The sequence below is a fragment of the Archangium sp. genome (genome assembly GCF_036277355.1).
GTDB lineage: Bacteria > Myxococcota > Myxococcia > Myxococcales > Myxococcaceae > Archangium.
The window spans coordinates 102,733-122,975 of record NZ_DASUNC010000173.1 but is presented as its reverse complement, the minus strand read 5'-3'; the positions used below and the strand labels follow the sequence as shown (position 1 = coordinate 122,975).

14 protein-coding genes and 1 pseudogene are annotated in these 20,243 nt (G+C 67.4%); 6 read left to right on the top strand and 9 right to left on the bottom strand.

What is annotated here, in order from left to right; genetic code table 11:
- Window positions 1-8: 8 nt before the first annotated feature.
- The 4 genes and pseudogenes from VFZ09_RS43285 to VFZ09_RS43275 form a co-directional block, all read right to left on the bottom strand.
- Entirely contained in the window at window positions 9-944 is a 936-nt protein-coding gene (locus tag VFZ09_RS43285; RefSeq protein WP_329733680.1) for a carbohydrate kinase family protein, read from the bottom strand.
- Window positions 932-1,233, bottom strand: a pseudogene (locus tag VFZ09_RS51825) (hypothetical protein); the annotation flags it as partial. The gene VFZ09_RS43285 and the pseudogene VFZ09_RS51825, both read right to left, overlap by 13 nt.
- A gap of 123 nt (window positions 1,234-1,356) precedes the next feature.
- The gene (locus VFZ09_RS43280; RefSeq protein ID WP_329733679.1) at window positions 1,357-1,851 is read right to left on the bottom strand and encodes a PaaI family thioesterase; all 495 of its coding nucleotides are present in this window, start codon (window positions 1,849-1,851) and stop codon (window positions 1,357-1,359) included.
- A gap of 9 nt (window positions 1,852-1,860) precedes the next feature.
- Window positions 1,861-2,400 (bottom strand): GNAT family N-acetyltransferase, encoded by a 540-nt coding sequence (locus VFZ09_RS43275; protein ID WP_329733678.1) that lies wholly within the window; start codon window positions 2,398-2,400, stop codon window positions 1,861-1,863.
- A gap of 101 nt (window positions 2,401-2,501) precedes the next feature.
- Between VFZ09_RS43275 and VFZ09_RS43270 the strand changes: the two genes are divergently transcribed.
- Complete coding sequence (locus VFZ09_RS43270) at window positions 2,502-3,131, top strand: histidine phosphatase family protein (RefSeq protein WP_329733677.1); 630 nt, start codon at window positions 2,502-2,504, stop codon at window positions 3,129-3,131.
- Between the two features lie 68 nt (window positions 3,132-3,199).
- On the opposite strand, the gene VFZ09_RS43265 is transcribed toward VFZ09_RS43270, so the two are convergent.
- The 3 genes from VFZ09_RS43265 to VFZ09_RS43255 all read right to left on the bottom strand — a co-directional run bounded on the left by VFZ09_RS43265 (window position 3,200) and on the right by VFZ09_RS43255 (window position 6,276).
- The gene (locus VFZ09_RS43265; protein WP_329733676.1) at window positions 3,200-3,343 is read right to left on the bottom strand and encodes a hypothetical protein; all 144 of its coding nucleotides are present in this window, start codon (window positions 3,341-3,343) and stop codon (window positions 3,200-3,202) included.
- 473 nt (window positions 3,344-3,816) lie between these two features.
- A complete protein-coding gene (locus VFZ09_RS43260; protein ID WP_329733675.1) occupies window positions 3,817-5,181 on the bottom strand; it encodes a hypothetical protein in 1,365 nt (454 codons plus the stop codon).
- Window positions 5,182-5,244: 63 nt separating this feature from the next.
- Entirely contained in the window at window positions 5,245-6,276 is a 1,032-nt protein-coding gene (locus VFZ09_RS43255; protein WP_329733674.1) for an alpha/beta hydrolase, read from the bottom strand.
- Between the two features lie 179 nt (window positions 6,277-6,455).
- Here VFZ09_RS43255 and VFZ09_RS43250 point away from each other — a divergent pair, with 179 nt between their 5' ends.
- Genes VFZ09_RS43250 through VFZ09_RS43240 form a run of 3 tightly spaced genes read left to right on the top strand, consistent with a single transcriptional unit; the run spans window position 6,456 to window position 14,148 of the window.
- On the top strand, window positions 6,456-10,148 hold the full coding sequence (locus tag VFZ09_RS43250) for a hypothetical protein (RefSeq protein WP_329733673.1): 3,693 nt from the start codon (window positions 6,456-6,458) through the stop codon (window positions 10,146-10,148).
- Complete coding sequence (locus tag VFZ09_RS43245; RefSeq protein WP_329733672.1) at window positions 10,145-10,684, top strand: DUF1318 domain-containing protein; 540 nt, start codon at window positions 10,145-10,147, stop codon at window positions 10,682-10,684. The genes VFZ09_RS43250 and VFZ09_RS43245 overlap by 4 nt, the downstream gene beginning before the upstream one ends.
- Complete coding sequence (locus VFZ09_RS43240; protein ID WP_329733671.1) at window positions 10,678-14,148, top strand: hypothetical protein; 3,471 nt, start codon at window positions 10,678-10,680, stop codon at window positions 14,146-14,148. The genes VFZ09_RS43245 and VFZ09_RS43240 overlap by 7 nt, the downstream gene beginning before the upstream one ends.
- Before the next feature lie 51 nt (window positions 14,149-14,199).
- On the opposite strand, the gene VFZ09_RS43235 is transcribed toward VFZ09_RS43240, so the two are convergent.
- Both VFZ09_RS43235 and VFZ09_RS43230 read right to left on the bottom strand, forming a co-directional pair.
- Entirely contained in the window at window positions 14,200-16,701 is a 2,502-nt protein-coding gene (locus VFZ09_RS43235) for a hypothetical protein (RefSeq protein ID WP_329733670.1), read from the bottom strand.
- Between the two features lie 18 nt (window positions 16,702-16,719).
- The gene (locus VFZ09_RS43230) at window positions 16,720-18,180 is read right to left on the bottom strand and encodes a hypothetical protein (RefSeq protein ID WP_329733669.1); all 1,461 of its coding nucleotides are present in this window, start codon (window positions 18,178-18,180) and stop codon (window positions 16,720-16,722) included.
- A 274-nt stretch (window positions 18,181-18,454) separates the two neighbouring features.
- On the opposite strand from VFZ09_RS43230, the gene VFZ09_RS43225 reads away from it, so the two are divergent.
- Window positions 18,455-19,525: a beta-ketoacyl synthase N-terminal-like domain-containing protein gene (locus VFZ09_RS43225; RefSeq protein ID WP_329733668.1), complete on the top strand. Its 1,071-nt coding sequence runs from the start codon at window positions 18,455-18,457 to the stop codon at window positions 19,523-19,525.
- A gap of 17 nt (window positions 19,526-19,542) precedes the next feature.
- Complete coding sequence (locus tag VFZ09_RS43220) at window positions 19,543-20,241, top strand: AHH domain-containing protein (protein ID WP_329733667.1); 699 nt, start codon at window positions 19,543-19,545, stop codon at window positions 20,239-20,241.
- Window positions 20,242-20,243: the final 2 nt, after the last annotated feature.

The window sequence follows — 20,243 nt, the reverse complement described above, 5'->3', positions numbered from 1 at the left end:
GGGACACCTCAGTCGAGTGCGTAGCCGAACTGCTCGCGGAACTTCGCGGCGAATTCGTCGTAGGTGAACTTCTGGTTCTGCGTGCCGGGGTGCTCGACCTTGAGCGCGCCCATCAGCGACGCCATGCGGCCGCAGGTCGGCAGATCGAGGCCGCGCATCAGTCCGAGGATGAGCCCGGCCCGGTAGGCGTCGCCGCAGCCGGTCGGGTCCACCACCTCGCGTTCGCGTGCCGGTGGAATCTCGTGGCATTCGCTCCGCGTGAGGATCCGCGAGCCGCGCGGGCCCCGCGTGATGATGTAGGCACGGACCTTGGAGGCGATGGCCGCCTCGTCCCAGCCGGTGCGCTCCTGCAGCAGGTTGGACTCGTAGTCGTTGACGACGACGTAGTCGGCCAGCTCGATGAAGTGGCGGAACTCGTCGCCGTTGAACAGCGGCATCATCTGGCCGGGATCGAAGATGAAGGGGATGCCGCAGTCGTGGAACTCCCGGGCGTTCTGCAGCATGCCCTCGTAGCAGTCCGGCGCGACGATGCCGAAGGTGACGCCCTTCACGTCGCGCACGTGGTTGTCGTGGCTGCGGCTCATCGCGCCCGGATGGAAGGCCGTGAGCTGGTTGTTGTCGAGGTCCGTGGTGATGAACGCCTGCGGCGTGAACATGTCCTCGATGACGCGGACCTGATCCAGGCGGATGCCGCACTTCTCGAAATGCGCGCGGTAGGGCTCGAAGTCCTGGCCCACCGTCGCCATCGGCACCGGATCGCCGCCGATGAGCTTGAGGTTGTAGGCGATGTTGCCGGCACAGCCGCCGAACTCGCGGCGCATCCGCGGGACCAGGAAGGACACGCTCAGGATGTGCACCTTGTCCGGCAGGATGTGGTTCTTGAACTGGTCCTGAAACACCATGATGGTGTCGTAAGCCAGCGAGCCGCAGATCAGCGCAGACATGGAGACAACCCCCAGGCAGCCACGCCGGGCGCGGTGCGGCGCGGCACGGTCCCCAGGATAGCGGCTGGCCCTCGCCGTGGCCAGCCGCCCCCCCCCCACGAGCCAGAGAGCGCGAGGTGCCGGTGCAGGCCGAAGCCGTGCCCCTCCTTCCGGGTGGTGAAGCTGTACTGGCAGATGCGCGTGAGCAGCTCCGGGGCCTGGCGTACCTGGTGTTGCTGATGAGATTGACGAGGATCATCAGCACCTTGTGCTTGTCCGTCATCACGGGAGGCAGGGCTGCACCTTGACGATGTCGCCGATGTGTTGCGCCCGCGCTCGTCCTCGGAGACGAAGCGCTGGAGGTCCGTCTGGTGCGCCTCGAGCAGGTTGGCCCCCCTGCTCACGTGGCGGATTCGGCTGCGGAGGCCCGCACTCAGGGCTGGCGGCCGTGCGCCGCCGCCGTCAGCTGAGAGGTATCGACACGGACGAAGATGGAATCACCCACCGCCGTCAGCACGTCGCCAGCGTAGACCTCGCAGAGGACCCGGCTCTTGCGGCCGACCTCGCCCTCGACACGCGCACGAAGGGTCAGCTTCACGCCCATGGGCGTGGGCTTGAGGAACTTCACACCGAGATTGCCGGTGACGCATTCGATGCGCGGCAGACTGCCCGGTGCGCGGCCCTCGGCGCGGTAGTGGTAGGCCATCGCGGTCCAGTTCGAGTGGCAGTCCACCAGCATGGCGATCAGCCCGCCATACACCAGCTGGGGCCAACCCGTGTACTTGCCCTCGGGCAGGTGCTCGGTGATGACGTGGATGCCGTCATCGTGCCAGTAGCTCTGGATGTGCAGTCCGTCCGGATTGACGCAACCACAGCCGTAGCAGATGCCCTCGGGCGCGGCGATCTCCTGCAAAGATGCGTTTTCCATCGTGGTGACTCACCTGTCCCCGGGGAGCCGCTCGAGCATCATGCTCGGCTCGCCCTTGTACGTGCTGCGTGCGAACTCGCGGAACCCGCACCTGTGCGCGACCTTGACCGAGGCCTCGTTCCTCGGGTCGATGAGGCACACCACGCGCTCCGGACCGAACCGTTCCTCCGCCCACCGCAGCCCCGCGCGCACGGCCTCCGTGGCGAACCCCTTTCCCTGCGCCCACGGAGCCAGCACCCAGCCCGCTTCCCTGGCTCCGCCGAGCGAGGGCGTGATGTCCCGCCGGAAGTCCGCGAGGCCCACCTCGCCGACGAACCGGCCCGTGCTCTTCTCGCGCACCACCCAGTACCCGAACCCCAGCAGTTGCCAGTGGCCCGCGTTGCGCAACAGGCGGAACCACGTCTCCTCGGAGGTGGACGGCTTGCCGGTGATGTACCGGACGACCTGGGGGTCCGACCACAGCGCGTGGGAATCCTCGAAGTCCTCGAGTCGCGAGCAGCGCATGGTGAGGCGCTCGGTGTCGATGTCGGGGCTGACGATGGTGGGCACGGGCGCCCCTCCTGTGCGGTTCCCGGCACCGTGCCATCCCGGCGGGCACCGGGTCCAACGTTTCCTCCACTGCGGGCCCGCACTCGGACAATCTGTCCCCCATGAAGACCGAATTCATCCTGCTCCGCCACGGTGAGACGGAGTGGAACTCCCTGGGGCGGCTGCAGGGACACCTGGACAGTGCACTGAGCGCGAAGGGCCTGCGCCAGGCGGACGCACTCGCCGTGCGCCTCGCGTCCGAGTCCTTCCAGGCGCTCTACAGCAGTGACCTGGGACGGGCGCTGGAGACGGCGCGCCGCATCGCCGCGCGCACGGGCCATTCCGTGCTCCAGGACACGCGCCTGCGCGAGCGGGGCCTGGGCATCCTGGAAGGACTCACGCGGGACGAGGCGGGCCAACGCCATCCCGAGATGTTCGCGGAGTACGCGGCGGGCGGGCCGGACTTCGTCGTGCCCAAGGGGGAGAGCGCCTCCCAGCGGCTCCGCCATGCGGTCGAGTGCCTGGAGGAGCTCGGAGCCCGCCACGCGGGAGCGCGCGTCGTGGTGGTCACCCACGGTGGCGTCCTCAGCAGCCTGTTCCGGCACTGCCTGGGGATTCCACACGGCACGCCGCGCGCCTTCTCCGTGCTCAACGCCAGCTGGAGCCAGTTCGACTACCACCCGGGCACCTTCCGCCTGGTGACCTGGGGAGACGTGAACCACCTGAGGGACGACAGCCGCGACGACACGTGAGCTGAAGCACTCGACATCACGAACCCCTCCCCCGTCCGTCACGGAGGAGGGGCCCTTCGAAGCGGCCGTCAGTAGAAGAAGCAAGGCCACAGGGACGGCATGGGCCGCCCATCCGCGTACGTCTGGCCCGAGCCGTAGCCCGGCATGTTCTGGAACCACCACACCAGGAACTCGCCGCCGCAGTCCGGCGCCACGCTCAGGTAGCGGGACACGCTCAGGTAGCGGGATCAGGAGTGCACGTTGCCGCACACGCCGTCATACGGGTTCACGCCGTAGGTGAGGCCCTGGTGCACCGCCTGGGCGCTCGAGTCCGTGGGGAAGCTCAGGCAGGGCGGGCTGGAGCAGCTCAGGCCGTACCAGTCCCGGATGGGCAGTGTGACCGAGCGTCTTCAACAACGTCCAATGGGTGCCATCCGTGCTGCCCTCCAGGACGCTCTGGGCGGAGGTTCCGTGAAAGGCACGGATGAGGGGGCACGGGCAACTGCGCCCCCTTGAAGGTCGCCCTGCCCTGACTCTTTCATCGGTCCAATCCCATCCCAGTCGTGCGGGAGCTCCCGAGGAAACGTCATGGAATCATCCCGTTCAACCCCATCGGTTCTTGCCGGACCCGATGGGGACCTGGAGAGCGCGGACGTCGAGGGCCTCCGCGCAACGAGCACGGAGTCCCTCGTGGACCGCGGGGTGCTCAGCAGCCCTCGCTGGTGAAGACGAACGAGCCCGGCGAGGAGATGAGGCCCGGCACGCCGAGCTGGAAGCGGAACGTCGTGGACGTGCCCGCCGCGACCGTCCGCAGCTCGATGCCGTGCCGCATGGTCTGCACGATGGCGTCCGGCGTGGTGGTGTTCTGGGTGGCATACACGATGATGTCCTCCACCGGCGACCAGACGCCCGAGGTGTTCACGAAGCGCAGCGGGCCGTTCCAGTACACGCTCGGCACGGAGCTCATCGCGTTGTACACGCTGTAGGTGGGCTTCTGGGTGGCGCCCACCCCGGCGTAGCTGACGAACTCGGCCCGCACCCGCATGCAGGTGGAGCCACTGTTCGTCACGGTGAAGGACTCGTCGTAGAAGTTGCCGTAGTTGCCGAAGTTCACCGGCGCCGAGTCGGCGTAGTAGAAGCTCGCGCCGTACGCCTGCGCCGCGCTGGCCACCACGTAGCCGCGCACGTAGCCGGGCCCGGGCAGCGAGAAGGACTGGCTGCCCGCGACCTTGTCACCCGAGAACACGCCGGCGCCACGGCCATAGCCCGTCCCGTTGTACCAGCCCTCCCAGGCCACATTGCCCTTGGCCCAGGTGGACGGCACCGTCGTGCTCGCCGTCGCGGTCGGCTGGGAGAGGGTGTGGACGTAGAAGCAGCCACTGTAGCCCGTGGCGATGCGCAGGTTGAGCCGGCCGTCGATATAGCCGGCGCTGCCGCCCGCCACGTCGATCTGGTTGTACTGGTTGGCCGTGACCGACACGGTGCGCCGCGACAGGTTGGGGTTGAAGAAGTAGTCCTCGGTCACCTTGTTGGACACGAAGTTCGGATCCCTCGTCACCCAGGCGCCCAGGGCCAGGTCTCCCACCACCTCGATGACGGTGTTCTGCGTCGGCGTGACCCCCAGGCTCACGTAGCCGCTGCCAACGCCGCCGCCCATGATGTGGGCGATGTACACCCCGATGTCCTTGACCGCGCCCGCGGGGCAGGTCGAGTCCAGCGTCTTGCTGCCCACCAGCGTCGCCGCCGGCGCGTTCGTGGTGTACGGGTAGTTGCTCGTGTCACCGCGCTTGATGCCCGGGGTGTACTGGGTGCTGAACAGCACGCCGTAGGAGGTGATGGTCTCCGGGTTGTTGCTGGAGAGGAGAACCTTGCCGCTCTGGGCGGTGTCCTGCGCGAGCGGCTGGAGCTGCGACAGGGTGGGCAGCCCTCCCGTCCCCACGGGCACCAGCGCGCCCTCCTGCGCCGCCAGCGCCTCCTGGCCGGCCACCGGCTCCTCCGCTCCACAGCCCGCCGCGACCAGCGACAGCGCTCCCAGCACCGCGACACCCTTCAGGTACGACGGCTTCTTCATGGCATTGAACATGGTTTTCCCAGACGCACGCGGAATCACCAGGATTCCGGTCTGGACGGGTATCTAGTGGAGCACCGTCATTTCAGCGTCATCGGGTCCGCCAAGTTCATGTGACGGAAATGGATGGGAGGAGTCCCTCGCGAAACGGACCACCTCGGCGATGAAGCGCTTCGGTTGATCCACATGAATCTGGTGGGCCGCGGAGAGCAGCACGTGCTCGGCATGGGGCACGAGCGAGAGCACGCGCCGCACGTCCGCGTCGTCCATGGCGCCGACGAGCCCCAGCGTGGGATGCCGGAAGGAGTGGGCCTGGAGCAGCAGCAGGGGGCACTTCACCCGCTTCAGCGCCTCCTCGTGGCTGAAGCCCTCGCCCGGGCTGCCATCCAGGAAGGCGCGGGTGAACTCCGGGTCATACTCCGAGAGCCCCTTCACGAAGAGCCGGACCTGCAGCGGCAGGAAGGGCAGCTCCACCGGCCCCGTGGGACGCAGCAGGCGATACCCGCGGATGAGCGCCCCCACGAGCACGGCCAGGGGCCTCGGGAACTTCATGAGGCGGCCGTCGCCCTGGACGGGAATCTCCAGACGCGAGAAGAAGCCCGCGAGGTCCTTTCCTTCCGGGCGCGCGAGCGTCTCCACGCAGACCTCGAAGAACGTGTAGACCCACGTGTCATCGCGCAGGCGTGGCCACTCGCAGCTGAAGAGCGGAGGGTCTTCGGGGATGATGCCGCGCACCAGGTCCGGTGCGTACGCCGCGAGCCACACCGCGATGATGCCACCGGACGAGTTGCCCGAGACGATCGCGGGCGCACGGATGACCTCCCGCAGCAGCGCGGAGAAGTCCCGGCCCATGTTGTGGAAGGTGTACCGGCCCGGCGTCCAGCCGGAACGGCCATGGCCCCGCACGTCCACGGCGAAGACGTGGAAGCGGCGGGACAGTTCCGGCAACACGCGCTGGTAGCTCTGCCAGGGCATCGACTGGCCGGGGATGAGCAGCAGCGGGGGACCCGAGGCCGGGCCCTCTGCGTAATTGAGCTTCACCTCTCCGGTGTCGAACGTGCGCTCGGTGAACCCGGCTCCGCGGAGGGCTCGCTCCATGGGTGTTCCTCCCAGACTCCATTGTACAGGAGCCAAGAGCGTGTGCCCCGAGAGGGCCGAGAACCAGCAGGGAGCAAAGTCCCCACCACCATCGGGCGAGCCAACCGGGTACCGGCGATTGAAACCCGATTTCGCCACGTGGTAGGACGCCGGTGACCGCTCGCGACCCACCGAACATCATGGAATCCCCCGGAGCCGGAGCTGGACGGCCTCGCCAGCGGTTGGCTCGAATCATCGCAGGCGTGCTCCTGGTTCTCGTCGCGACGCTCGCGCTGGTGCTGGTCACGGCGGTGGCCGCTCTGCACAACCTCGACCGCCCCTGGTTGAAACAGCGCATCGTCTCCCGGGTGGAAGCAGCCACGGGCCTGCAGCTGGACTACCAAGCGGCCCGGGTCGCCGTGCTCTCGGGTCTGCGGCTGGAAGGGCTGGTGGTGCGGACCCCATCGCCGTTCCAAGGCGTCTCGCCCGAGCTGCTGCGCGCCGGCACGCTGGAGGCGCAATGGTCGCCCGGCTCGCTGCTCAGCGGGACCGTCCTGGTCGAGCGGGTGGCGGTGCGGGACGTGGCCTTCGTCCTGGTGGCCGACGATGCGGGGCCTACGTCCCTCACGGGCCTGACGGGGCCGGAATCCCCCACGCCGCCGCCCGTTGAAGCGCCACTCGGAGCCTCTCAGCAGGCCGCGGCCCTCCTGGCCTCCGCGCCTCCCGTCGGGAAGGTCGAAGTCTCGGGCGTGTCATTGAGCTACGTCCGTGTCCGGAACGGAGAAGTGATCGATCGCTGGTCCTTGCGTGGGCTCGCGGCCGAGCTCGAAGCGAAGCATCAGGACGATGGATGGAAGCTCTTCGCGACAACAGGCCAGACCGGCAAGCCGCTTCCCCTGGAGTTGAGCCGTGAAGGCTCCGCCATTCCATCGGCCCTGGCACAACTGGAACTGACCCTCTCGGCGGAAGTGGGGGCATCAGCCGCTCGTGCGCGGGTGGACCTCGATGTCGCGCGGCAGACCTTCGATCCTCGCTTCACGGTCCGTGCACTGCTGCACGGCACCGCCTCCGCGAAGTTCGATGCCGAGAAGCGGCACATCGCCCTCGAGCTGGACCGCACCCAGCTGACCGACAGCGCCGAAGTGCAAGCACAGCTGGTGCTTCCGGATGCGGCGGAGGTTCCACCCACCGTGACGCGAGCCCTGGCGGATCTCGATCTCGGACGGCTGCTGCAACAGGTCCCCGCCGATCTGCGTCCGTTCGCCCTCGAGCGCGGCAAGGTGCATCTGGATGCCCAGGAGCTCACCCTCAGCGCCATGCCACAGCTGGGGGCGCAGGGCAGACTCGAGCTGGGGGGCGACGTCGCGGCGCTCCAGCTCGCTCGAGACGGGCTCCAGGTGACACTCGACGGTGGACGCGTCTCCCTCGTGGCGACCCCAGATTCCCAGAAGGGGCTGGACGCTCGGCTCGCCTTCGCGCTCCAGGGACTCGAGGTCGGGGGGTCCACCCCGCTTCATGTTCCGAAGGCCTCCGGCGAACTGAAGGGTCACCAGCTGCGGCCAGACCCCTCCTCGCCCATCCAGGTCGCGGGGGATGCGGCCCTGTCCGGCATGGTGGAGGCATTGGACGTCCGTGCCTCCGGGCTGCGTGCGACCGCTGAACGTCTGGGATTCCATCTCCATGCGCCCCTGACGGGAGAGCCGCCCTTCGCACTGAAAGCGGACCTGCCCGTGCGCTCACTCCAGGTGGTCACGGCGGATGGACGCGAGGTGCTGAAGGGTCCCGTGCACGTGAAGCTCGACGTGTCGGAGGCGTTCCCCCGGTTGGACGAGCCGCGGCTGAGCCGGGCCCGCGCCCATCTGGAGCTCGACGTCGGCACGATGCACGCGTCGATGGATGCCACCAAGGGGACCGACGTTGTGGCGTACACCGTGGCCCTCCAGGCCCCGGACCTCGCCGCCGCCCGGCCCTTCATCCCCGAGTCGGTCGCCGCGCGCTTTCCCTGGAAGCAGCTGGCCGTGAATCTGGCCTCCACGGGCAGGCTGGCGGCGCTCTTCTCCTCCGCGCCACGGTTGGAGCACCGCACGGAACTGCGCCTGCAGCGGCCGGGCTGGGACGACGTGTCGGCCAGCAACCTCGCCGCCGTGCTGAGCTCGCGAGGAGATGCCTGGCGGCACAAGGGCGAGCTGGAGCTCCAAATCGAAGGGCTGCGCGTCGGCGAGAACGATGCGGGTCCTCAACACCAGACCCTGACGCTGGACCTCGATCGCCGCAAGCCGTCGCTCCGGCTGGGACTCACCAGCCAGGCGGGGTTGAAGCTCGCACTCGATGCCGCACTGGCGTTCGACCGCAAGGCCCGCGCGCTTCGCTGTGATGTCACGGGCGGCCTTCCGCCGCTCGGTGCGCTGACACCGCTGCTGGCCAGGGCCGGAGTGCCCGCGGAACTGGAGCCCTCCCGGCTCGAGCTGAACGTGGAGCTGCATGGCACGCTGCTCGGTGTGCTCACGGACATCGCCGCCGACGGCACCCCGAGCCTGGCCCCCGACCCCCTGCGTACCGCCAGCTTCGAGGGAACAGCCGTGGTGGACGCGCGCGGCATCCGCTGGAGAGAGGATGCCCGCTCCATCAACCTCCCCGCGCTGCATTGGCGGGTCGAGTCGCGCGCCGAGGGGCCACGGCGAACCGTCCACAGCAACCTGACGGTGGAAAAGCTCAACGTCGGCATGAGCGATCGCCGGCTGTCGTTCGCCCATGTGTCCAGCGACACCACCGCCACCTTCACCGGGAAGTGGGAAGCGGACGAGCTCGGACTGAAACAACGCTTGAAGGTCGGTGCCCTCGAGCAGAAGCCGGCGCTGCCCTATCCGGTCCAGGACCTGGAATGGTCGTTCTCCGCTCGCCGTGAGCCCAATGGCCTCATCCACATCCCCGACCTGCACCTGACCAACGCGGGGACGAGTACCCGCCTGAAAGCCGAAGGCCGGCTCGAGCTCGGTGACGACCGGCGCCGGCTGGCGGTCCAGGGGAAACTGGAGCAGGACCTGTCCAAGCTCGCGCGGCCCGGACTCCTCGAGGGCAGTGGCAAGGCCACACTCGATTTCCAGGTGGCTTCGCCCAACCTGGTGGTCTTCCGAAGCCTCTCCAACGTGCTCTTCCAGAACGTGAACCTGCGGCTGCCCCAATCGGGAGTCACCATCGAAGCGCTCGATGGCAACGTGCCGTTCACCGAGAACGTGGAGCTCACCGAGGGCCAGGTGAAGCTGCTGGGCGACATCGACGTGAACCCGTATTCGATGCTTCGTTTCGCCGACCAGCACCCCCTGCTCTCGCGCAGTGGCTTCGTGTCGGTGGGCAGCATCACCACGCCACGCATCTCCATCGCGCCCCTGGCTGGAAACCTGTTCGTCAACCAGAACGTCTTCTCCATGAGTCAGCTGGAGATGGGCGTCCGCGGTGGGCGTATCACCGGACAGTGCGTGTTGAACTGGCAGGGACAACACTCCACCCTGGAAGCACGCGTGCGGGCGACCGGCGTGCGCTCGTCCCGGGGCGAGCCCTTCGATGGCAATGCCGCCGTGGTCATCTCCGGCAAGGATCGCAGCGTCAACGGACGCGCGGAGATCCTCCGCATTGGCAACCGCCACCTGCTGGACCTGCTGGACCTCGAGGATCCGCGCCACACGGATCCCGCCACCAACCGGGTCCGCTACGCGTTGAGCGTGGGCTACCCGGAGAACGTGCGGGTGAGCTTCAACCAGGGCTTCGGCAGGCTGCGCATCACCATGGGCGGCCTGGCCCGGTTCCTCAGCATCGACGAGATCCGGGGCATCGCCATGGGCCCCATCGTCGACCGTGTCATCGACTCCTTGTCCCCTCCGGAGGCCACGCCATGAATCGCCGCGGGTTGCTGCTGCTCGCCGCCCTCGCCCTTCCCGGGTGCATCCGCGCTCCTGAGATCGTCATGGTCGATCGCGCGACGGCACTCGAGGAACAGGCCTCGGGCTCGTTCAAGGACGTGGAACGGCGTCTCGCTCGCGCGGGCATGAGCCCGACACCGGTGCCGTTCACGCCCAACCAACTGGAGGACCTGGGCATCCAACCCACGCCGTTGATCGAGAACCTGGGCAGGACGCAGGCGGACCGGGTCGACGAGTTGCTGCGGCGCCACTGCGTGGGAGAAGGGCGGGACGGGCTGCTGGTGGTCACCCGGCGCCAATGCCAGGCCGGACGCATGTCGGCCGATGACGTCGCGCTGGTGGAACGGGTGAACCGGGCCCGGCAGAACCTGTGGCAGTGGATGCGGACGGTCCGCCCCGACGTGCCCGAGGAGTCGGTGCGCCGGAGCTGGCAGCAGATGCACGCGAAGGGGGTCATCTGCGGCGGCTGGGTCGAAGCCGACGACGGCACCTGGGGAGAGAAGAAGTGCTGACGCTCCGTGGCCGGTGCTTCCTGGTCCTGGCCGTCCTCATGGTGGGCAGCGCCTGGGCGCAGGACGATGAGAACGACGGCGGCCTGCGCACGCTCTCGCGGCTCACCGTGGGCATGGGAGATCAATTCCTGGGGCAGTTGGCGCCCGATGGAAACACGCTGATCTTCGTGTCCAACCGTAACATCGCGACCGAGATCTACATTCAGGACATGGACCAGGGCCGCGAGCGCCGCCTCTTCGACGAAGGCGCGGACGTGACCTGGCCGCGGATCAGCCCCGACGGCAAACACCTGCTCTACATCTCGTTCCGGAACCAGGCCAGCGGCCAGCTGTGTGTGCGGAAGCTGCCGGGTGGGGAAGACCGCCGGTGCCTCGAGGAGGAGACCAGCGCGCTGCAGGCGGAGTGGATGGATGCCTCGCACATCGCGCTGGTGAGCCGGGCCACCATCCAGGGGGACCTGAGATTGTCGCGGGTCACGGTGAAACGCGAGTTGAGCGCGAGTCCCCTGCTCGAGCGCAACCTGACCAGTCCCACCCTCTCCCCCGATGGGCGCTGGCTGGTGTACGTCCCGGTCGAGCGCTCCGTGCAGCAGGTGGGCCCCGGCTTCGCCGCGCGCGCCTCGCTCCATCTGGAGGCACTCCGGTTGGATCGCCCGGGCGCAACCCCCATCCCGATGGCGCTGGATCTTCCGGGGCAGACCGGACAGCCGGTGTTCGCGCTCGATGGGCGCTCCCTGTACGTGGTGCAGTTCTTCACCGACTCCAATGCGGACGGGGTGATCGACGCCAGCGACAAGGGCGTGCTGTTCCGGGTGCCTTTCGCCGCCGAGCGCGAGGATGCGCCCGAGCTGGCCGCCGCCTCCAGTCCGGACCAGCTCACCAGTGCGTCCTGGAGCTGCGAGTACCCGGCACCCGCGGCCGCGACCCTCATCGCGACCTGCTCGCGCGATCAATCACTGGATGTGTATCAGCTGCCGCTGGATGGCCAGGTTCCCAGCAGCTGGGACGTTCCTCGTCTCAGCGGGGAATTGAAGATGGTTGGCAGGCGCGCGGATCAACTCCTGCTCTACCGCCAACGCCTGCTGCGCGAAACCCGGCCCAAACTCCGCCGTCTGCTGATGATGCGCCTGAGTCAGCTCCACTTGGCGTACGAGGACTTCGATGCGGCGGAGTTCTACGCCCGCCACATGCGGTCGGTGGACGATCCCGCCACCGCGGGACTGGCGGAGCCGCTGCGGCTCCTCATCGAGCACCGGCGCGCCATGAAGGAGCGCGAGTACGGCCGCAGGGTGGGCGAGCCCGCTGACGCCGAACGGCAACGCATGGCCGCGTTGGATCCCTCCACCGCCCCCAGCCCGCCCTCCGCCGTCTTTCAACACGTGGTGCGCAGCGAGCTGGCACAGACCGCCGGAGACTTCACGCGGGCGCGTCAGGAGCTAGAGGCCGCCCAGGTGACCGACACCACGCCGCGCGCGGTGCTGGAGGCCTGGTACGAGCAAGCGGACGCGCTGTACCGCGCGCTTGATGATCGCGAGGCCCTCGTCGACGCCGGCCGCCGGCTGTCCATGAACAAGGTGTTTCCTGAAGATGACCAGCTCGACTTCGCTCGCGCCGCCGTCCGCGCCCTGTACCGGGGACGCCCGTACGACGAGGCGGATGCCGCCATGGCCCAGGCACTCGCCTCGGCCCCCGCCGGCTCGGCCTATGCGTTCGCCCTGGAGCTGGGCCGGCACGTCAACGCGTTGCACGAAGAGCGTCCCCCCCGGCCCGTCCGGGACGCGCTGATCGCGTTCTACCGGCAGCAGGAGAATCCCCTTCGCCGGCGAGCCCTGGTGCAGGACGCCGTCGAGCGCGCGGCGGGGCTCGGCGCCGACGGCGTGCTGGAGGCGTTGGCGACGGTCTACGTCGATGACGCCCGGCCCGGCACCGAGGAACGCCGCCAGGCCGAACGGTTGTTCCGCCGCGCGATGCTGGGCCGGGCCTACCGCCGGTTGGCGAGGGAGCGGCTGGACGAGGCCCGTGCCGACTTCGACCTCGTGACGCAACGCACGGGCTACCTGGAGAGTGCCGTCGAGTCCATGAGCCTGCGTCTACGGGCCGGCGTCAGCCCCGAGGTGGTGGAGAAGGAAGTCACCACCACCTCTCCGAAGATGGCCGGGCCGCTCGCGCACTTCGTGAAGGCCTACCTCATGGCGCGCCAGCTGCCCAAGCTGGAGGATGACCGCGCCCACGCTCAAATGGTGGCGGCGGCCGTGAAGGAGCTGCGCGCCTCGTGGCAGGAGCTCAAGAACCAGCGCGTGGCGCATGCCCTCTCGGGAGCCATTCATCACGAGGACTTCCTCCGGGGCCACGCGCCCGCGGCCGCCGAGCGCGCCAACCGGCACTATCTGATTGCCCTGGACCTGGTGCGCAACAACGTCCGCTACCGGGCGAGGCTCCTCGGCGCGTTGGGGCTGTTGCACACCCAGGTGGGCAACTTCCACATCGCCCTGGGCTACCTCGAGCAACGGGACAAGTTGCCCTATGTGGACAACGCGTCGGGGCTGGCGGTGTCCCTGGCCCGGGCCCGGGCGCTCCTGCACGTCGGCCGCGAGGAAGAGTCAGCGCAGGCGGCGGACAAGGCCCTGGCCATGGTGGACACCACACCGAAGCTGGACAGGTTCGCCACCCTGGCACTGGATCGCGCGGCGCTCTACAACCTCGCGGCGGGCCGGTTCGAGCGGGCGTTGGCGCTCTACGATCGTGAACTGCCCACCGTGGAAGCGGGCCCCAGCGACGCGGAGGGGCTGCGCAACCGGCTGGTGGTGCGGCTGTCCCGCTGCGCCGCGGCGTTGGGCGCGGGTCAGCCCCAGCGGGCGTTGGAGGACCTGGAGAAGGTGGATCGCGACCTGGCCACCCCGGCCGTGCAGACCACGCTGAGACAGGCCCACGCCACGCCCGAGCACGTCCAGCGCTCCTATCGCATCATCGCCGCGGGACTGCGCGCCAATGCGGAGACGCGGCTCGGGAACCTGGACGCCGCCGCCCACGCACTCGAACAGCGGCGCGCGCTGTTCCTGGAACAGTTCGCCGAGTCGGATCGCGACGAGGACATCCGCGCGGTGACGCTGGCGGAGATGCGGCTGGCCGAGAACGCCGTGGATCGCCGGGACACGGCGCGGGCGGCCCGCTGGTTGGGCAAGGCGCTCGAGCACGCCGACACCCTGGTCAAGCGCACCCACGCACCGGTCGATGCCGGCCAGCTCGACGTGCTCTGGTTCGCGGCGCAGTTGCACTCGGATGGGAACACGCGGGTGCCTTTCGACGTGCCCAAGCGTCTGGGCCAGGCGCAACGCACCCTCATCGACCAGCAGGATCCTTCCTGGCGCGCCTATCTCGCGTGGTTCGAGATCTACCTGGCGCTCAACGCACACCCACCAGCAGCGGAGGTGCGGGACGCCCTGCTGCTGCCCTCGCAGCCCTGATCGACTGCCCGGGCGCGGCCCCCGTGGAGAGGCCGCGCCGGGCATCGGGTGCTACAGCAACTGCACGTTGCCGCCGATGGAGGCGATGAACGTGCTCCCATCCGAGTGCGTCACCGTCGTCCCGAAGAACGACCGGATCGCACTACCGGCGGGCGCGGCGAGCGTGTAGGGCTGCGGGTTGTACACGTTGGCCATGGTCCCGAAGGGGCCGTAGCTCTTGCCGCGCGCGGTATGGAAGGTGATCTGCGCGACCTGCTCCATGCCGAAGTACGTGCCCGTGTAACCGGTGAGCGACACGATCGCATCGTCGGTGAGGTCGATCGTGGCGGGGTTGCCACCCGGTCCCCCCTCGAAGGGCGCGGTATTGGAGCCGTAGCTGGCCTGAATGGCGTCGATGATGTCGCCGGAGCGCACCAGGAGGCTCGTCATGGGCCCCCAGCCACTGACCGCGGACTGGTTGTCCCAGCTCGCGCCCGGTCCTCCCACGGGACCGATGGGCCCATAGGGCATGCCCGAATTGAACCAGTTCAGGATGAGGTTGCACCGGATGGTCGACAGGTCACGACTCACCGGCATGTGCAGCGGCTGGGTGATGTCCAGGCCGAGGACCCGCTGGATCTTCTCGCGGTTCACCACCACCCCTTCATAGGTCCACAACTGGAAGCGGCCCATGATCGGATAGAGCATGCCGTATTGCCGCAGCATGTCGCCGATGCCATTGACCCACGTGGGCGTGCCCGAGATCGGATTCTGCTGGTAGATCTGGGCACTGACGAGATCGTTGGGATCCTGGTTGTAGTCCGCGACGGCCGGGCTGAAGGTGTAGGTGGTGAAGTAGACCTGCCCGTCGACGAAGCCGCGTGGATTGCCGGGATCCGTGCCAGTGATGGTGAGGGTGGCCTTGCCGCCGGTGATCGGCACGAGGCTCGAGGAGAGCACCAGCTTCCCGGGAGGCGTCGAGATGTTCCCCGCGTTGATGCCATTGGTGCCCGACGTGCCCAGGGTCTCGAGGGTGTACGTGGCCGCCTCGCTCGGGCTGAGGGTGTTGAGGCTGACCTTCCACTGCTCCGTGCCCTCGACCCGGCCGAACTTGCGCACGTAGATGTCGACGGTGTTGGTCTCTCCGAGCGGGAAGCTGGGGGTGGTCTGCAGGCCCGGGTTCATGCGGAAGATGAACTGGTTGGCCCGCATGCTCAGGCCCTCGGAGTTCTCCTCCAGCAGGCTCTGGGTCACGGGACTGCCGTTGACGGTCGTCGTGCTCCGAAGGGCGATCGGGAGGTTCGCGAGGCTCTTGGGATCGACGGAGCCGAACTGGGTGACGACCAGCATCCCGGACTGCTTGTCGATGAAATCGGGGTTGGAGTAGTCAATCGAGGGAACGAAGGTCGTGTACGTCTTGTTGTCGCCGGTGCCGGTGTAATAGGCGAGCGACAACGTCCCGAGCTTCTCCGCCCACAGCGGGCGCCCCGGCAGCCGGACCGGTAGCGAGTTGGCGAGGTCGAGGGTCAACGAGGGCGTGGAGCCATCGAGGTCGAGTTGGGCCTGGGCCCACCACGCGGGGGACTTCGAGCCCACGGGCGGCGCCAGGGTGCGCGCTGGCACGGCATAGGAGGGCTCGTCATCCAGGCAAGGCCCGACGGAGCCGACGATCTTCCCGTAGTTGAAGTCGTAGAGCGGCTGCTCGGGCAGGGGTTTGCCGGTGCTGTAGTCGATCCACGGAGCGTAGGGCTGCTTGGTCACCTCCAGGATCACCGGACCGTACTGCTGCGCCGTGCTCTGACCCAGGAGCTGCTCGAGCAGGGAGTTGACGTAGACCTGCGTGGGGATGAAGCCCCGCCCCGGAGCCACGGGCTTGCCATTGCTGTCGACGTTCATCACGTAGTCCTGGAGGCTCACGAGCTTGTCCAGGACCGCCTGGGGGACGCCTTGCGCCAGCATCGCCTGGAAGGTGGCGGTGGTGAAGGCGTAGAGCTGCGGGGCGTTGTTGTGGGCGCTGACCACCATGCGGATGGACAGCCGGTTGGGTGACCGGGCCTGAAGCGCCTTGAGGACCGCCGAGTTACCGACGTTCCATTTCAGATGGGTGAGCGTGGATTGATAGACGGCGGAGCCGCTCGCCGAGTTGCGGGGGGTATTGGGGCCCTGCGAGTTGCCCCAGATGCCATTGAAGGCGACGGGCGAGAACACGCCCTGGACCCAGGCGCCACTGAAGTCGCCGAGCATGACGGTCATGCCCCAGATCTCACTGCCGTTCTGCTGCATGGGATCCAGGTCCACCAGCTTGGGCGGAGAGCTGGTGTACAGGGCCGTGACCGTGCTCCCCAGGAGGGAGTCGGTGGTGACGCCGGGGGCCTCGACGGTGGTCACCTTGCATTGGATCAGATCGAAGATGCTGTCGCCCTTGGGCTCCCAGTAGAGCTCGATGTTCTCGGGCTTGAGCGAGTTCTCGTTGTAGTTCGCCGGGTTGTAGTTGTTGGGCGTGTTGTTGATGGTGGCCGGCGAAGCCTGGAACGTGCCCGCGAAGTTGATGCGAGGCTGGTCAAGGTAGCTCATATCGGTCTGCTCCAGGGGCTAGGGGTTGGAGAGGTAGGGATTGCAGGTGGTGGGCAGGGAGCCGTTCTCGCACCCCCCCGGCATCTGGACGTTGTCGAAGAGGTGGCTCAACCCCACGGGCGGCAGGTTCTGGCTGTTGGTGGGGCCCTGCATGTTGTGGCAGCTCATGCAGTTGTAGGGGTTGCTCACCGCCGCGACACCATTCTGCACGAAGGTCTCCATGGAGGTATTGGCGGCGGAGAGCGCGCCCTGCTGCGCTTGCAGGTAGGGAGGGAGGGTGCCGCCCACGGTCCACACGTTCCCCACGAGCTCGTAGTTGGCCCAGACCTTGTTGATGAGGGTGGGGTTGGCCTGGATGAGCGACTGGACGCTGCTGTTGATGGCGTTGATGGCCTCGGAGCTCTGGGCGAGCATCGCGCGGGTCTTGTCCTGGCAGGCGAACTGGTTGGGATTGGCCTTGCAGTCGTTGCCGTCGGGGAAGGTCCCCGTGGCCGAGTCCCCCTCCGGGTGCATGCGGCAGACCTGGGCGGGTTTGCCGGGCTGATAGGTGTTGGTGGTGCAGTTGGTGCAGTTCGGGTTGAAGAAGTTCCACGAACCACCGAGGGGAGGCGCGGCCGAGGTGTTGCTGCAATCGGGCGCGTTGTTGCGGTGCTCGAACGTGGCCCAGATCATCGCCGGGAAGTTCGGGGTCTTGGCCACGATGTGCATCCCGACCAGGCCCAGGTTGACCTGACGGCAGGGCCCGCCCTTGTACTGGATGATGCCAGGAACCACGTAGAAGAGGTCCGGGTTGAAGCCCGAGCCATCGAGCACCATCCAGCTCGTCTTGAGCTCGACGGCGGTGTTGGGCAGGGCCAGGTTCGGATACTTGCTGATCAGGTCGATGCCCTTGTTCCCCGGCTTGAGGGGACCCGCGCAGTTGGCCATGTAGAGCTGGCAGGACGTGAGCATGTTGTAGATGCTCTGGTTGACGGACATGCCGTAGTAGACGAACTCGCCCTTGAGATCGATCAGCGGCTGATCCGCGCCGGCCTGCTTGGTGATGTCGGAGTAGACGCGGGGCGGCTTGCTGGGGGTGGTGCCAGCGATGGAGGCGGCCTTCTGGATGGAGCTGCAGGAGTTGGGCGGCTCCTGGCCCCAGGGCGTGGGCGTGCCGTCCTTGATGAAGATGCCGTAGGAGGGCATCCACGTCTCGAATTGCAACCGGGTGGGATCGCCACTGGCCGGTTGGACGAGCGCGAGCATGGACTGCCACATGAACTGCTGGAAGTTGCAGATGCTCTGGTTCCCGGGCACTTCGCCAGGCAGGGTGGAGCTCGTGAGCCAGGAGGGATCGGCCGGACAGGAGCTGGCCGCGGAGTCACCTACCGACGTCGGGGGAAGTGGCTGCACCGGCTCGACGAGGGTCTTCGCGGGACAAGCCATGAGGCCCATGGCGCCGATCGCCACGGGGAGCAACATGAAGGGTCTGTGAGACACGGGTTTCTCCTCAACGGTCTCGCCAGAAGATGAGTCTGGCGTTCCCATGGGAGCCTACTCCGGCCCACACTCGGAGTAACAAATCCGCTCGTCTCTTTTTTTCCGGGCCAGCGCGCGCGATGCGGACCTGCTGGAAGGAGATGGAGATTCCGCACCTGCCAGGTTTTGAGGGGCAAGCCCACTTTTCCCAAGGGCATGCCACTGCCAGGCAGAACCTACTTGCTACCTCTTCCTCTCAGGCTATAGCGTTCCAGTCTTGAACTTAGGGGGGCAGATGAGTCAGGCCGTCGCTATTACCGGGCTGGGCATGCGCACCTCGATCGGGGACGATGCCGTTGGCTCGTGTGCGGCCCTCCGTGCCGGTCTGACCTGCGCCCAGGAACTCCCACAGTTCACCGTGCTCAATGAGGATGGGACACCAGAGCACCCTACAGGGCACCCCATACTGCAGGCGCAGGGCTTCCAGGGACAGGCGAAGCTGCTCGCCCTGGGCCTCCCGGCGCTCGACGAACTGCTCTTGCGAAATAAGCTGCGCACGGAGCCCTTGAACCGGCTCGGCCTTTTTCTCGGACTGCCGCCGGTCCGCGCACCACAGGCACTGATCGGCTCTGAATCACGAGGGCCAATCCTGGCCCGACAACTCGCGCGACTAGCGGGACTGCCCATCCGAGAGCAACTGCTACAAGAATTCCGGTACGGCCATGCCGGGCTGGCGCTCGCACTCGAGCAGGCATCCCGAGAGCTCCTCTCCGGGCAACTGGACTTCTGCATCGTCGGAGGCATCGACAGCCTACTGGATGCGAGTACCCTCCAGGCCCTCCACAACAAGCGCAGGCTCAAGAGCGAGGATGCACCCGACGGTCTTCAGCCAGGAGAGGCCGCCGCCTTCATCCTGCTGGAGAGGCTGAGGTCCGCGTCACAGCGCGGAGCCTCCGTGCAAGCAATCCTAGGAGGAGTCACGGTCGCACGAGAAGAGGAGGACGAGTCCCGGAGAGTGCCGGGCGTAGCGCTCGGGCGCGCGATCGCGGCATTGCTGAACTCTTCGTGGAAGCCCGCGAGCTACTGGCTCATCTCGGACATCAATGGCGAGCCGGGCCGGGCCCTGGAGTATGCGCAGTGCATGGTCCGCCTGCCCACAGAGCACCAGGGCCTGAAGCAGGCCCCCCTTTGGTATCCAGCAGCGAGCCTGGGGGACACGGGCGCGGCCAGTGCCATCATTGGCATGTGTGCTACGGTGCGGGCCTTCGCCCGAGACTACGCGCCTGCGGAGGCGAGCCTCGTGCTGTCTTCTTCGGATGGAGTGGAGCGGAGCGCCATCCGGGTAGAGCGGTTCATTCCACGCTGACGCAGCGGAGTCGGGCCATGTCGACCTACCACTTCAACAGCCGCACTCTGGGCAGCAAGATTCACACGGAGGCCACTGGTACGTGTGCCAAGGGCCCTTGTGATTACCGCGCTAACGCTCCGGGAGCCGCTGGAGCAACGGCCCACGCCTTCTCCCCCTGGGAAGCCCACCACATCATCTGCCTCAAGAGCATCAAGGCATTCGGCGACCAGATCAAATATCCACAGTTCCAGAGTTGCATCCTCGAGATCGAAGCCACGTACCGACGCACGGACTGGTGCATCAACCAAGGCCCCAACCTCATCCCGCTCCCACTCAAGAAGACCTACAATCCGCTGAGCCCCAATAAACCCAACCCGCAGCAGCCCCCGGCAAGCCTCAACCTGAACCTTCCGTGCCATAACATGCACCACAACGCAAAACTCGGATACCAGGACGAGGTCACAGGAGCCCTCAAGCGACACGTTTGGGACCGCATCAAGGATGCCGTCGACAATGCGACTCAAGGCCAGGCCCACTACTCGGAGGCCGCTGTGCTCGCTGCATTCCAGACACTGGAAAAGCGCTTCAACGCCATCATCGTCTCTCGGGGCCGCCGAAGAGGAGGGGTGTCTGTGACGTGGGGCATGCAGGGCACCACAAGCAATGGCTGGTGGTTGCCATTCTCGATGGCCAGCGATGTTGTCGCGCTCGCACGCCCTCGTCTATGGCTCTAATC

Excerpts from the sequence above, each read along its gene's own strand:
- VFZ09_RS43285 (WP_329733680.1), bottom strand. The coding sequence starts at position 944 with ATGTCTGCGCTGATCTGCGGCTCGCTGGCTTACGACACCATCATGGTG.
- VFZ09_RS43280 (WP_329733679.1), bottom strand. The coding sequence starts at position 1,851 with ATGGAAAACGCATCTTTGCAGGAGATCGCCGCGCCCGAGGGCATCTGC.
- VFZ09_RS43270 (WP_329733677.1), top strand. The coding sequence starts at position 2,502 with ATGAAGACCGAATTCATCCTGCTCCGCCACGGTGAGACGGAGTGGAAC.
- VFZ09_RS43260 (WP_329733675.1), bottom strand. The coding sequence starts at position 5,181 with ATGAAGAAGCCGTCGTACCTGAAGGGTGTCGCGGTGCTGGGAGCGCTG.
- VFZ09_RS43255 (WP_329733674.1), bottom strand. The coding sequence starts at position 6,276 with ATGGAGCGAGCCCTCCGCGGAGCCGGGTTCACCGAGCGCACGTTCGAC.
- VFZ09_RS43250 (WP_329733673.1), top strand. The coding sequence starts at position 6,456 with ATGGAATCCCCCGGAGCCGGAGCTGGACGGCCTCGCCAGCGGTTGGCT.
- VFZ09_RS43245 (WP_329733672.1), top strand. The coding sequence starts at position 10,145 with ATGAATCGCCGCGGGTTGCTGCTGCTCGCCGCCCTCGCCCTTCCCGGG.
- VFZ09_RS43235 (WP_329733670.1), bottom strand. The coding sequence starts at position 16,701 with ATGAGCTACCTTGACCAGCCTCGCATCAACTTCGCGGGCACGTTCCAG.
- VFZ09_RS43225 (WP_329733668.1), top strand. The coding sequence starts at position 18,455 with ATGAGTCAGGCCGTCGCTATTACCGGGCTGGGCATGCGCACCTCGATC.
- VFZ09_RS43220 (WP_329733667.1), top strand. The coding sequence starts at position 19,543 with ATGTCGACCTACCACTTCAACAGCCGCACTCTGGGCAGCAAGATTCAC.